Annotated in this window: 11 protein-coding genes; 3 read left to right on the forward strand and 8 right to left on the reverse strand. The window is 72.8% G+C overall.

All coding sequences use genetic code 11. The features are described 5' to 3' along the window. Positions 1 to 76 precede the first annotated feature (76 nt). The 3 genes from CP982_RS18060 to CP982_RS18070 are packed head-to-tail and all read right to left on the reverse strand — an operon-like array spanning position 77 to position 2,989. The gene (locus CP982_RS18060) at positions 77 to 1,273 is read right to left on the reverse strand and encodes a dipeptidase (RefSeq protein ID WP_150511483.1); all 1,197 of its coding nucleotides are present in this window, start codon (positions 1,271 to 1,273) and stop codon (positions 77 to 79) included. Positions 1,274 to 1,313: 40 nt separating this feature from the next. After that, positions 1,314 to 1,853: a 5-(carboxyamino)imidazole ribonucleotide mutase gene (gene purE / locus CP982_RS18065; RefSeq protein WP_150511484.1), complete on the reverse strand. Its 540-nt coding sequence runs from the start codon at positions 1,851 to 1,853 to the stop codon at positions 1,314 to 1,316. Then, positions 1,850 to 2,989, reverse strand: coding sequence for a 5-(carboxyamino)imidazole ribonucleotide synthase (locus tag CP982_RS18070; RefSeq protein ID WP_221515764.1), 1,140 nt, complete (start codon positions 2,987 to 2,989; stop codon positions 1,850 to 1,852). The genes purE and CP982_RS18070 overlap by 4 nt, the downstream gene beginning before the upstream one ends. Positions 2,990 to 3,269: 280 nt before the next feature. Between CP982_RS18070 and CP982_RS18075 the strand changes: the two genes are divergently transcribed. Further along, on the forward strand, positions 3,270 to 3,800 hold the full coding sequence (locus CP982_RS18075; protein WP_150511486.1) for a GtrA family protein: 531 nt from the start codon (positions 3,270 to 3,272) through the stop codon (positions 3,798 to 3,800). A gap of 33 nt (positions 3,801 to 3,833) precedes the next feature. Here the strand turns inward: CP982_RS18075 and CP982_RS18080 are convergent, their stop codons facing one another. After that, complete coding sequence (locus CP982_RS18080) at positions 3,834 to 5,105, reverse strand: ATP-binding protein (RefSeq protein WP_150511487.1); 1,272 nt, start codon at positions 5,103 to 5,105, stop codon at positions 3,834 to 3,836. A 269-nt stretch (positions 5,106 to 5,374) separates the two neighbouring features. Next, on the reverse strand, positions 5,375 to 6,052 hold the full coding sequence (locus CP982_RS18085) for a response regulator transcription factor (protein ID WP_144003820.1): 678 nt from the start codon (positions 6,050 to 6,052) through the stop codon (positions 5,375 to 5,377). A 533-nt stretch (positions 6,053 to 6,585) separates the two neighbouring features. Here CP982_RS18085 and CP982_RS18090 point away from each other — a divergent pair. Continuing rightward, a complete protein-coding gene (locus CP982_RS18090; RefSeq protein WP_150511488.1) occupies positions 6,586 to 8,076 on the forward strand; it encodes a peptide MFS transporter in 1,491 nt (496 codons plus the stop codon). 104 nt (positions 8,077 to 8,180) lie between these two features. Next, entirely contained in the window at positions 8,181 to 9,047 is an 867-nt protein-coding gene (locus tag CP982_RS18095; protein ID WP_150511489.1) for an alpha/beta hydrolase family protein, read from the forward strand. Between the two features lie 246 nt (positions 9,048 to 9,293). Here the strand turns inward: CP982_RS18095 and CP982_RS18100 are convergent, their stop codons facing one another. Genes CP982_RS18100 through CP982_RS18110 form a run of 3 tightly spaced genes read right to left on the reverse strand, consistent with a single transcriptional unit; the run spans position 9,294 to position 12,135 of the window. After that, positions 9,294 to 10,445, reverse strand: coding sequence for a hypothetical protein (locus CP982_RS18100; RefSeq protein ID WP_372503378.1), 1,152 nt, complete (start codon positions 10,443 to 10,445; stop codon positions 9,294 to 9,296). Continuing rightward, the gene (locus tag CP982_RS18105) at positions 10,442 to 11,344 is read right to left on the reverse strand and encodes a COG1470 family protein (RefSeq protein ID WP_184925695.1); all 903 of its coding nucleotides are present in this window, start codon (positions 11,342 to 11,344) and stop codon (positions 10,442 to 10,444) included. Before CP982_RS18105 ends, CP982_RS18100 begins: the two co-directional genes overlap by 4 nt. A 17-nt stretch (positions 11,345 to 11,361) precedes the next feature. Then, on the reverse strand, positions 11,362 to 12,135 hold the full coding sequence (locus tag CP982_RS18110; protein WP_150511490.1) for an LPXTG cell wall anchor domain-containing protein: 774 nt from the start codon (positions 12,133 to 12,135) through the stop codon (positions 11,362 to 11,364). Between the last annotated feature and the right edge of the window lie 156 nt (positions 12,136 to 12,291).

The raw sequence follows: 12,291 nt of genomic DNA on the forward strand, positions 1-12,291 counted from the left end.
ACCGACCGTTCAAGAATGATGGACGACGAAGGGGCGCGGCCCGAGAGCCGCGCCCCTGCTGTCCGTTGACGCCCCGTCAGCCGTCGAGCTGCTCCAGGGTCGCGATCGACGGGCCCCTGCGGGCCTGCGCGTCGCGGGCCACGTCCTCCGCCGCGCCCAGCACCCGGACCGCGTTCTGCCAGGTCAGCTTGGAGAGGTCGGGCTCGGACCAGCCGCGGTCGAGGAGCTCCGCGACGAGGTTCGGATAGCCGGAGACGTCGTCGAGGCCGGACGGGGTGAACGCCGTGCCGTCGAAGTCCCCGCCGATGCCGATGTGGTCGATGCCCGCGACCTCGCGCATGTGGTCGAGGTGGTCGGCCACGGTCGCCGCGGTGGCGACGGGCCGCGGGTGCGACTCCTCGAAGGCCGCGTGCACCTTCATGGCCTCCGGAGTGGTGTCCAGGTGGTGGAAGCCGTGCGCCCGCATGTTGTCGTCGGCCGCGACGGTCCAGTCCGCCGCCGCCCGCAGGACGAACTTCGGGACGAAGGTCGCCATCGCCATGCCGCCGTTCGCGGGCAGCCGCTCCAGGACGTCGTCCGGGACGTTGCGCGGGTGGTCGCACACCGCGCGCGCCGAGGAGTGCGAGAAGACCACCGGCGCCTCGGAGGTGTCCAGGGCCGCCCGCATCGTCGTCGCCGCCACGTGCGAGAGGTCCACCAGCATGCCGAGGCGGTTCATCTCGCGGACCACCTCGTGGCCGAACGCGGACAGGCCGCCGACGCCCGGGGCGTCCGTCGCCGAGTCCGCCCAGGCGATGTTGTCGTTGTGCGTCAGCGTCATGTAGCGCACGCCGAGCGCGTACAACGCCCGCAGCGTGGCGAGGGAGTTGTTGATCGAGTGGCCGCCCTCGGCGCCCATCAGGGACGCGATGCGGCCCTCCGCGCGGGCCGCCTCCATGTCGGCGGCGGTCAGCGCGCGGCGCAGCTCGGCCGGATGGCGGTCGAGCAGCCGCCGCACGCAGTCGATCTGTTCGAGCGTCGCGCTGACCGCGTCGTCGCCCGCCATGTCGGTGCGCACGTACACCGACCAGTACTGCGCGCCGACGCCGCCCGCGCGCAGCCGGGCCAGGTCGGTGTGGAGCCGGCCCGCCTGGTCGGCGGCGATGTCCAGGCGGTCGAGGTCGTACCCGGCCTTCTCGCGCAGCGCCCACGGCAGGTCGTTGTGACCGTCCACGACGGGGAACTCGGCGAGCAGGGCACGGGCCCGGTCCAGGGAGTCGAGCAGCTTCGTCATGCGGCCACTGTTCCCTCGAACGCCCGCGCTGTCACGGGGGTCACTTCCCGAAGCCGAAGCCGGAGCCCGCGCCCTCGACCTTGGCGCGCAGGCGCTTGCCCTTCTCGCTGGCCTGGTCGTTCAGCTCCTGCTGGAACTCCCGCATCCGGCCGAGGAGTTCGGAGTCGTGCGCGGCGAGCATCCGGGCGGCGAGCAGGCCCGCGTTGCGCGCGCCGCCCACCGAGACCGTCGCGACCGGCACGCCCGCGGGCATCTGCACGATGGAGAGCAGGGAGTCCATGCCGTCGAGGTACTTCAGTGGGACCGGGACGCCGATCACGGGCAGCGGGGTCACCGACGCCAGCATGCCGGGCAGGTGCGCGGCGCCGCCCGCGCCCGCGATGATCGCCTTCAGACCGCGCTCCGCGGCCTGCTCGCCGTACGCGATCATCTCGCGCGGCATGCGGTGCGCGGACACCACGTCCACCTCGTACGCGATCTCGAACTCGTCGAGGGCCTTGGCGGCGGCCTCCATGACGGGCCAGTCGGAGTCCGAACCCATGACGATGCCGACGACGGGACTGCTCACGGAAGTGCTCATTCGGTGATCGTTCCTCGGAGGTAGCCGGCAGCGTGACGGGCGCGGTCGAGGACCTCGTCCAGGTCGTCGCCGTAGGTGTTGACGTGTCCGACCTTGCGGCCGGGCTTCACGTCCTTTCCGTACATGTGGATCTTGAGCTGCGGGTCGCGCGCCATGCAGTGCAGGTACGCGGTGTACATGTCGGGGTAGTCGCCGCCCAGGACGTTCGCCATGACCGTCCACTTCGCGCGCGGGCGCGGGTCGCCGAGGGGCAGGTCGAGGACCGCCCGGACGTGGTTGGCGAACTGGGAGGTCACGGCGCCGTCCTGGCTCCAGTGGCCGGAATTGTGCGGTCGCATCGCCAGCTCGTTGACCAGGACGCGGCCGTCGCGGGTCTCGAACAGCTCGACGGCGAGATGCCCGACCACACCCAGCTCCTGGGCCACGCGCAGGGCCAGCTCCTGGGCCTGACCGGCCAGTTCGTCGCTGAGGTCGGGGGCGGGCGCGATCACGGTGTCGCAGACGCCGTCGACCTGCCGGGACTCCACGACCGGGTACGCGACGGCCTGGCCGTGCGGCGAGCGCACGACGTTCGCCGCCAGCTCCCTGGCGAAGTCCACCATCTCCTCGGCGAGGACCGGCACACCCGCGCGGAACGGCTCGGCGGCGTCGGCGGCGGAGCGCACGACCCAGACGCCCTTGCCGTCGTACCCGCCGCGCACGGTCTTCAGGATGACCGGGAATCCGTCACCCTCCGTACCCTCCGGGGCCCCCTCCGCCGCGAAGGCCACGACGTCCGCCGGGTCCTTCACGATGCGGTGGCGGGGGCAGGGCACCCCGAGATCGTCCAGCTTCGCGCGCATCACCCCCTTGTCCTGGGCGTGCACCAACGCGTCGGGCCCCGGGCGCACGGGGATGCCGTCCGCCTCCAGGGCCCGTAGATGCTCGGTGGGTACATGTTCGTGATCGAAGGTGATCACGTCGCAGCCCCGCGCGAAGTCACGCAGCGTGTCCAGGTCGCGATAGTCGCCGATGACGACGTCGCTGACGACCTGCGCCGCGGAATCCTGCGGAGTGTCACTGAGGAGCTTGAACCTGATGCCTAGCGGGATGCCCGCCTCGTGGGTCATACGAGCGAGCTGCCCCCCGCCGACCATGCCGACTACCGGGAACGTCACACCCACAGGGTATCGGCCATCCGGGAACGGCCCGTTCCCGTGCTCCGGCGTCACAGGCGTGCCACGGAATCAGCGGCGTCCCCGCGCGCCGACCGGAGGTGCTGGTTAGCATGGCTGGGTTGACGCGACCGGGGAAACCGCAAACGAGGCGGCAGCGCGATCGGCACCACGGCACCACCGGCACGACCGGCCGGTACGACCGACGGACACCGACAACACGACCGATGGACACCAAACACGGGGGCTGGGGCGACCAACCATGACGGACCGCGGCGCACTGCGGGTGCGACTGGACCAGCTCACGCGGGAAGTGGCCAAGTTCGGGGCCGTGGGCGCGGTGGGGACGCTCGTCAACTTCGCCGTCTTCAACCTCGTGCGCCACGTCACCGACCTCCAGGTGGTGCGCGCCAGCGTGATCGCGACGGTGGTCGCGATCTGCTTCAACTACGTGGGGTTCCGCTACTTCACCTACCGTGACCGGGACAAGAGCGGCCGCACCAAGGAGCTGACGCTCTTCCTGCTGTTCAGCGTCGTCGGCCTGGTGATCGAGAACGGCGTCCTGTACGTCGCGACGTACGGGTTCGACTGGGACAGCAAGCTCCAGACGAACGTCTTCAAGTTCGTCGGCATGGGCATCGCCACGCTGTTCCGCTTCTGGTCGTACCGCACCTGGGTGTTCCGGGCCCTGCCCGCGCGCGCGGCGGTCGCGGATGCCGAATCGTTCCTGGAGGGCGCCCAGGGCGCCGACGACGGCCGGGAGCCCGCGTCGGGCGGGCGGCGCCCGGCCTGACCCGCGCCGGCAGGAGCCCGTGCGGCGGCGTGCTCAGCGCACGGTCTCGCCCTCGTGGCGGTCCTCCCGGTGGACCGGCGTACGGGACAGGAACAGGCCGAACACCGGCGGCTTCGCCTGGAGCATCTCCAGACGGCCCCCGTCCGCTTCGGCCAGATCCCGGGCCACGGCGAGGCCGATCCCTGTCGAATTGCGGCCGCTGATGGTGCGCTCGAAGATCCGCGCGCCGAGGTCGGCGGGCACGCCCGGGCCGCTGTCCGTGACCTCGATGACGGCCTGGTTGCCGGTGACGCGGGTGCGCAGGGCCACGGTGCCGCCGCCGTGCATCAGGGAGTTCTCGATCAGCGCCGCCAGGACCTGGGCGACCGCGCCCGGGGTGCCGACCGCCTGGAGGTGGCGCTTGCCGGAGCTGACGATGGCGCGGCCCGAGCTGCGGTAGGCGGGGCGCCACTCCTCCAGCTGCTGCTTGATCACCTCGTCCAGGTCGAAGGAGACCGCGGAGCCGGTGCGGGGGTCGCGGGAGTTGGTGAGCAGCCGCTCCACCACGTCGGTGAGCCGCTCCACCTGCGTCAGGGCGATCGTCGCCTCCTCCTTCACCGTGTCCAGGTCGTCGGTGACGGCGACCTCCTCCAAGCGCATGGACAGGGCGGTCAGCGGGGTGCGCAGCTGGTGCGAGGCGTCGGCGGCGAGGCGGCGCTCGGCGGTGAGCATGCGGCCGATCCGCTCCGCGCTGGCGTCCAGGACGTCCGCGACCCGGTCCAGCTCCGGCACGCCGTAGCGGCGGTGGCGGGGGCGCGGGTCGCCCGAGCCCAGGCGCTCGGCGGTCTCCGCGAGGTCCGTGAGCGGGGACGCGAGGCGGTTCGCCTGGCGTACGGCGAGCAGGACCGCGGCCACGATGGCGAGCAGGGCGACGCCGCCGATGATCAGCAGGGTGCGGCCGACCTCCTGGGTGACGGCGGTGCGGGGCTCCTCGACGGTGACCTTCTCGCCCTCCTCGCCGTCCTCCGTGGCGCGGATGACGTCGCCCGTGGGGCGGGTGCCGACCTCGATGGGGGCGCGGCCCGGGATGTCGATGCGGGCGTACCGCTCGGTGTCCACCTGCTCCCGCAGGATCGCCCCGCTGACCCGCTCGTCGCTGATCAGCCGGCTGTCCACGATGCTCGCGAGGCGGACGGCCTCGGAGTTCACGCGCTCCTGGGCGCTGTTGCTGATCGTGCGGGTCTCGACGATCACGAGTGAGACGCCGAAGACGGCGATCACTACGAGTACGACTGCGAGGGTCGAGTTGATGAGACGACGACGCACGGGGCCCTCCGGCCGGGCAGGGGGACGGACCTGACCAGTGTGCCCCGGCCCTGCCTGTCCCGGGCCCCGGGTCTGGCCTGGGCGGGGCCTCGGCTTCCGGTTGCTCGGCGCGCACCGTGCCCGGCCGCTGCCGCGGCGGGGCCTTTCCCACCCTCCCGCCCGAAACTCCCCGGCTGCGAAGGGCCGGCCCCGACGCGGAGCGCTGCCGGCCGGTGCCCGCGTGCCCCGGGTGGGGCGGGTGGGTGGGCCCGCCCCGGCCGGGAGAGCGCCTAAGACTTCTCGAAGCGGAAGCCGACTCCTCGGACCGTGGCGATGTAGCGGGGGTTCGCCGCGTCGTCGCCCAGCTTCTTGCGGAGCCAGGAGATGTGCATGTCGAGGGTCTTGGTGGAGGACCACCACGTCGTGTCCCAGACCTCGCGCATCAGCTGGTCCCGGGTGACGACCCGGCCCGCGTCCCGGACGAGTACGCGCAGGAGGTCGAACTCCTTCGCCGTGAGCTGGAGCTCCTCCTCGCCCATCCAGGCCCGGTGCGACTCGACGTCGATCCGCACCCCGTGTGTGGCGGGCGGCTGCGCCGGCTCCGTGGCGCCGCGCCGCAGCAGGGCCCGGACCCGGGCGAGCAGCTCGGCGAGGCGGAACGGCTTGGTGACGTAGTCGTCGGCGCCCGCGTCGAGCCCGACGACCGTGTCGACCTCGTCGGCTCGCGCGGTCAGGATGAGGATCGGCACCGTGTGCCCCTCGGCCCGCAGCCGCCTCGCGACCTCAAGGCCGTCCATGCCGGGCAGGCCCAGGTCGAGCACGACCAGGTCCACGCTGCCCTGCAGCCCGGCGTCGAGGGCGGCGGGACCGTCCTCGCGCACTTCGACCTCGTAGCCCTCGCGGCGCAGTGCGCGGGCCAGCGGCTCCGAGATGGACGCGTCGTCCTCGGCGAGCAGTACACGGGTCATGGGGTGATGGTAGTCCGCTGCGGACGGCCGTCGAGGGGTGATCGCCGGGTGCGGGCGCGGCACCCGCCGAGGGACCGTCCGGGGTGACTCCCCAGGACCGGAAGATCACAATCCAGGATGCGATCCTTGGATACAACTAGTGGACACCTTGGAATGTGTTCCATTGGTTCCTTGGTCACCTGTGATCCATGTCTCAAGTCCTTCCAAATCGCGCTCTGTCGTGGCGTATGGTGGCGAGACGCCTGTAGCACTACTCAAGGACCTTTGGCCCGCTATTGCGCGCCAAGGGTCTCTTCTGTGTGTGGGCTGGTGATCACCAGCCTGAAGCAATGACCTGTGGTCGGGCCCCGCTCGCGAAGATGCGTCCGGGGTGTGGATCTCGGTGTCGCCGTCTCTCGTGCTCCGCCCAGCGGACCGGATCCCCTCGCAGGCGTGGGGGGTGGACGGCCCGGCGCCGGTGCCGACCGCCCCCACCGGGCGCGCCCACGGCGGCTTTTCGTCACGCGCGTCCCGTACACCACGAGGATCGACCCATGGCGTCCAGCCTGACGAAGGACTCGGCCAGCACTCCTGGCTCCGAGAAGACCTTCTTCGGCCACCCCCGCGGCCTGGCCACTCTCTTCATGACCGAGATGTGGGAGCGCTTCAGCTTCTACGGCATGAAGGCCCTGCTCCCCTTGTACCTGGTCGCGCCCGGCGGCATGGACATGAATGCCGCCACAGCCACGGCGATCTTCTCGATCTACATGGCGATGGTCTATCTGCTCGCCCTGCCGGGCGGCTGGTTCGCGGACCGCCTCTGGGGCCCGCGCAAGACGATCACGATAGCCGCTCTGGTGATCATGCTCGGTCACCTCACGCTCGCGCTGCCGGGCCAGGCGATGTTCTTCCTCGGCCTGGTGTTCGTGGCGATCGGCTCCGGCCTCCTGAAGGCCAACATCTCCACGATGGTCGGCCACCTCTACAACGGCCCGGACGACCCGCGCCGCGACGGTGGCTTCACGGTCTTCTACATCGGCATCAACCTCGGTGCCTTCTTCGCCCCGCTGGCCATCGGCACCGTCGGCGAGAAGGTCAACTGGCACCTCGGCTTCGCCATCGCCGCCTTCGGCATGGGCCTCGGCCTGATCCAGTTCCTGCTCGGCGGCCGCCACCTGAGCCCGCAGAGCAGCGTCGTGCCGAAGCCGGTGCCGCGCGCCGAGCTGATGGGCCTGGTCCGCAAGGCCATGCTCTGGATCATCGCCGCCGTCGTCTTCTACGGCGTCGCCGTCGCCACGGACGTCTACACCCTGAACTGGGCCATCGTCCCGATCACGGTCTCCGGTCTGCTCATCCCGATCTGGGTGCTCACCAAGATCAAGCGCGACAAGTCGCTGAACGACACCGAGCAGTCCAAGATGACGGCGTACATCTGGTTCTTCGTGGCCGCCGCGATCTTCTGGATGATCTACGACCAGGGCGCGTCCACCGTGGCCCTGTTCGGCAAGAACTCCACGGACACCTCGATCTTCGGCTTCGACTTCCCGGTCTCCTGGTTCCAGTCGGTCAACCCGGTCCTCATCATGGCGATGGCCCCGGTCGTCGCCTGGATCTGGCTGGCGCTCAACCGGCGCGGCCAGGAGCCGAACTCGGTCGTGAAGTTCGCCTCCGGTCTCTTCCTGGTCGGCATCTCCTTCTTCGTCTTCCTCATCCCGCTGTCCATGGCGGGCGACGGCGACAAGGTCGGCGCGTACTGGATCGTCGCGATCTACTTCGTCCACACCATCGGTGAGCTGTGCGTCTCCCCCGTCGGTCTGTCGGTCACCACGAAGATGGCCCCGGAGAAGTACGCCTCGCAGATGCTGGGCGTCTGGTTCCTCGCCGTCACCGCCGGTGACTGCACCACGGGTCTGCTGTCCATCGCGGGCGTCGACCTGAACAAGTCGGGCGTGGTCGCCATGGAGGCCACGATGGCGATCATCGCGGCCGTCGCGGTGTTCATGTACCGCAAGAAGGTCAAGGCGCTGATGGGCGACGTCCACTAGCCGCGCCCACCCCGCGTACGAACTGAGGGCCGCCGCACCACCCGGTGCGGTGGCCCTCGGGCTTTCCCCGGGCGGCGCGGGCCCGCCCGGTGCAGCATCGGGCCATGACCGTACGTCGTACGCTCCTGGCGCTCGCCCTGTGCGGCACGCTCCTGTCGTCCAGCGCGGCCGCCGAGGCCTCGCACACGCCCGCCCGCGAGCAGCCGGGACGCGCGTACTCCTACGGCCCGCACCCGCGCCAGACGGTGACCGTGTACGGCGCCCGCGGCCCGGCCCTCGTGGTCCTGCACGGCGGCTCCTGGGCGCGGGACACCGACTGGAGCGGTCCGGCCCGGTGGTTCGCCGCGCGCGGCTTCACCGTGTACGAGGCCGACTACCGGCTCTCGTCGGACGCCGTGTGGTCCGCGCAGCGCGCCGACGTCCTGGCCGCGCTGCGCTGGGTCGCCCGCCGCGAGGGACCGGGCGCCGCCCGGCCGCTGCTCCTCGGCTCGTCGGCGGGCGGGCACCTCGCGGTGAGCGTCGGGGCGTACGGCGACGGGCGCGCCTACACCCGGGGCGTGGTCGCCCTCTCCCCCGTCGCCTCGCCGTACCGGGCCTGGCGCGACGGCACCGCGCCCGGCGCCCCGGCTCAGCGGCGGGCGCTCGCGCGGGCGGCGAAACGTCTCGCCGGCTGCGATCCGGACCGCGCCGGGCGGGTGTGCTGGGAGCGGTGGGGCGATCTGGCGGCCGCCTCGCACGCGTCGGGCGCGCGGGACGCGCCGCTGTACCTGGTGCACTCGGAGGGCGACTTCGTGCCGCCCGCGCACTCCGCCGACCTCGCCGCGGCCCAGCGCCGCGCGGGTCTGCGGGACGTGACCGTGCGCACCCTGCCGGGCGCGTCGCACGGTGGCCCGCTCCTCAAGGAACGGGGGCTCGCCGCCGATGTGCTGCGCTGGCTGCGGGACCACGCCCGGACGTCCCGCGACAACTGACCGCTGAGTGTGGCTGGTCGCGCAGTTCCCCGCGCCCCTTCGGGGCGCTCGGTGCGGCCGCCTGCGGCCTCGGGGCGGGAACGTGAACACCGCGCCGCCCGGCGGAGCCGCCCGTCGTACCTCCCGAAGTGCCGCCGCTGTCGCCGCCGCCGGAGGTCGTACCGCCGCCGTCGGTCGCCTTAATGGTCGCGGCGGCCTTCACGGTCGCCGACCGTGGCGGTGCCGGTCGGCGGGACGGTGTCCTCGTCACGGCTTTCCCTTCGTCGGAGGGCCGTTGTCGGACGGTGCGGAGAGCTGTCCCGCCGGGGCGCCCGGATCGGTGTCCGGGGTGAACCACGGCAGGCCGGTGGACCCGGTGTCCCGGGAGGTGTGCGCGGCGTCGCCGGGGGCGGTGTCCGTCCTCCTGAGCAGCGCCGCCCTGGCGAGCAGGGCGTTCTTGGTGAGCCTCGTGACGCCGGGCAGGGCCCCGCCGACGCGCCGCGTGCGGTGGCGGCCCGGCGGGCGGGTGCGCCCCTTGGCGGGACGGAGCCGGTCGACGGCCACCATGCCGACGCGGAAGACGGCCGCGGGCACGACGAGGGCGAGCAGCACCCAGAACAGGGTCACGCCCCACGGCCGCCCCACGCCCCACGGCTGCTCGGCGAGGACCTCGCTGCCGTACCGGAGCGAGACCAGATAGTCGCCGTGGGCGCCCGCGGGCAGCTCGACCGAGAGCCTGACCCTGGCCTTCGCGCCGGGCGCGATGGTGCCGCGCCACTGCTGCTCCTCCCACTGCGGGGCGAACACGCCGTGGGAGGTGCCGACCTGGAAGACGGGGTCCTTGACCGGCGCGGTGCCCATGTTGCCGACGGTGACGACCAGGTGCCGCGACGGCGGTGAGCCGAACCACGTCAGGAGGCCGCTCGACCCGTCGAGGCGGGTGTCCGCGACCACAGCGAGACGGCCACCGCGCGGCTTCGACAGCGGCTTCACCGGGTGCCCCGCGACCGTGAACGCCGCGTCCACGGCGGCCTTCTCACCGGTCACCGTGGCGACGTGCACGACGCACGGGCAGGGCGCGGGCGGCTCGGCGACGGGCAGCCGCTTGCGGAACGTGCCGTCGCCGCCGGTGGTGACGGCACGGCCCTCGGCGTTGGCGCAGGAGTTGGTGCCGCCCGGCACGCCCGCGGCGGGCGTGCCCTGTCCGCAGACGAGCATCATGAGCAGCGCGCGGGGCCGCCACCCCTTGCCGGTCACGGTGACCGAGCCGCCGGTCCCCGCCTGGGACTTGGAGAGCGTGACCGCCGGCTTCGGCTCCGCCGCGGCCCCGGCGCCCGGGGCGGCTCCGAGCAGGGCGAAGGCCAGGGCCAGTGCCAGGGCCACGGCGCAGCCGCGCGGCCACGTCCGCTGTACGTTCACGGCTTGCCTCCCGTCCCCGTGGCCGCAGGATCCCGCTGCGCCGCCGCCTCCGTCGCTGCCGATTCCGCCTCCGGTAGGCGGGCTCGGCGTCTCCTGCGGCGTACGACGTGCCGAACGGCGAACCCCGCGGCGACGCCCGCGGCGACGGCGCCCGCGCCCGCCCCCGCGACGGCGGGCCAGGGCACGAGGCGCGCGGACGCGGACCCCTCGGCCCTGACCCCGCCCGCCGCCGTGACCGTCAGGCGCACGTCGACGACGTCGAACGACGGCACGCCGGACCACGGCTCGCTCAGCGCGACCCGGCTCCCGGGCGCCACCCGCGCGGGCACCCGGTGCGGCGCGCGGTCGAGCAGCTCCCCGAAGACGCCGTCGGCCCGCACCGCGACGCGCGGCGCGAGCTCCGTGTTGCCCCGGTTCACCAGCTCGTACGTGATCCGCCCCGCGTCCGCGTCGAGGCGTACGCGCTCCACGGTCAGGGCGGCGAGGGCGGGCCCGGCCACCCGGAGCCGCAGGGGCACCCGGGCGTCCACGGCGCCGCCGCGCGCGACGACCGCGCCCGAGCGGTCGCCCGGCGCGACCCCCTTCGGCACCGCCACCGTGAACGGCACGTCGGCGCGCGTGCGCGGCGGGACCGTCACCTTCCGCCGGGCGAACGCGAACCACTTGTCCATGCCGCCGGGGCCCGTCCCGCGCAGCGTCACCGTGCGGGGCTCGGTGCTCCGGTTCGTGACGGACACCTTGTCCTCGAGGACGGCACCGGGGGCGCCCTCCGCGTACAGGGAGGGCCGCCCGGAGCCCGCGGGCGCGAGCGACCAGGCGCCGTCGGCCGCGTGGGCGAGCGGCGCGGCGCCGCACGCGAGCAGCGCGACGCCCGCGCCGAGCGCCCGCGTGGCCCGCATCGCCCGTGTCCCCGCCCTCAGCGCGGCGCCTGGTTGCGGCGCGTCAGCCACAGGACTCCGGCCGCGCCCGCGAGCAGCACCGTGCCGCCGAGCGTGCCGAGCGCGATCGCGGAGTCGGCGGGCCCTGTCTGCGGCAGGTCCTCGCCGTCGGACGGCGTGCCCCGCGAGCCGTCGGACGTATCGCCGGAGCCAGAACCGGAGCCGGAGCCGGAGCCGGACTTGTCACCGGCGCCGGATCCCGAGTCCGCGCCGGAGCCGCCGCCCGACCCCGGGGCGGAGCCGCTGCCCTTCACGGTCAGGGTCAGCGACGGCTTCGGGTCGTTCCCGGGCGTGCACGTCGTCGTCGTACCGAGCGCCTTGATGGTGAGGACCCCGGCGGTGAAGGTGACCTTGCCGGACTTCTTGGGCGTGTAGGTGCCCGTCAGGGTGCTGATCTTGATGGGCGTGTTGGCCGGGATCGGCCCGGAGTTGGGCGGCCCGGACACCGGCACGGTGCCGCTCTCCGCGCCGCCGAGCTCGATGAGCGCGCTCGGCTTCATGGCGCCCTTGCCGAGCTCGACGGGGCTGGACGAGACGCCCTTCTGGAAGGACATCGTGAGCTTGTAGCCGCTGCCGCTCTTCACGCTCTTGATGTCGATCGGCGAGACGGCGCCCTTGTTCCCGATGGGCGTCTTGCACTGGTAGTCGACGTCCTGGACCTCGGCCCGTGCGACGGGTGCGGTCAACAGCAGCGCCGATCCGGCCAGGGCGGCGGTGAGTGCGAGCGCGGTGGGCTTCCTCTGGTACGGCACCTCGTTGTCCCCTCATGCCGGTGGCGAAATCCGTGCCGCGCGCACTGATTTGCTGACGGCACATCAGATCGGGCGCTCAAGGTACGCCGGGGACCTTGTCGAGGGAAGACAAAGGACGCGCCGGATCCGTGGAGATCCGGCGCGTCCTGTGAACCG

Origin of the sequence: Streptomyces spectabilis, assembly GCF_008704795.1 — a bacterium.
In the GTDB taxonomy this organism is placed as follows: Bacteria; Actinomycetota; Actinomycetes; order Streptomycetales; family Streptomycetaceae; genus Streptomyces; species Streptomyces spectabilis.

Bases quoted from the DNA above. Each gene is read 5' to 3' on its own strand.
- CP982_RS18060 (WP_150511483.1), bottom strand. From the start codon at position 1,273: ATGACGAAGCTGCTCGACTCCCTGGACCGGGCCCGTGCCCTGCTCGCC.
- purE (WP_150511484.1), bottom strand. From the start codon at position 1,853: ATGAGCACTTCCGTGAGCAGTCCCGTCGTCGGCATCGTCATGGGTTCG.
- CP982_RS18070 (WP_221515764.1), bottom strand. From the start codon at position 2,989: ATGGTCGGCGGGGGGCAGCTCGCTCGTATGACCCACGAGGCGGGCATC.
- CP982_RS18075 (WP_150511486.1), top strand. From the start codon at position 3,270: ATGACGGACCGCGGCGCACTGCGGGTGCGACTGGACCAGCTCACGCGG.
- CP982_RS18085 (WP_144003820.1), bottom strand. From the start codon at position 6,052: ATGACCCGTGTACTGCTCGCCGAGGACGACGCGTCCATCTCGGAGCCG.
- CP982_RS18090 (WP_150511488.1), top strand. From the start codon at position 6,586: ATGGCGTCCAGCCTGACGAAGGACTCGGCCAGCACTCCTGGCTCCGAG.
- CP982_RS18095 (WP_150511489.1), top strand. From the start codon at position 8,181: ATGACCGTACGTCGTACGCTCCTGGCGCTCGCCCTGTGCGGCACGCTC.
- CP982_RS18105 (WP_184925695.1), bottom strand. From the start codon at position 11,344: ATGCGGGCCACGCGGGCGCTCGGCGCGGGCGTCGCGCTGCTCGCGTGC.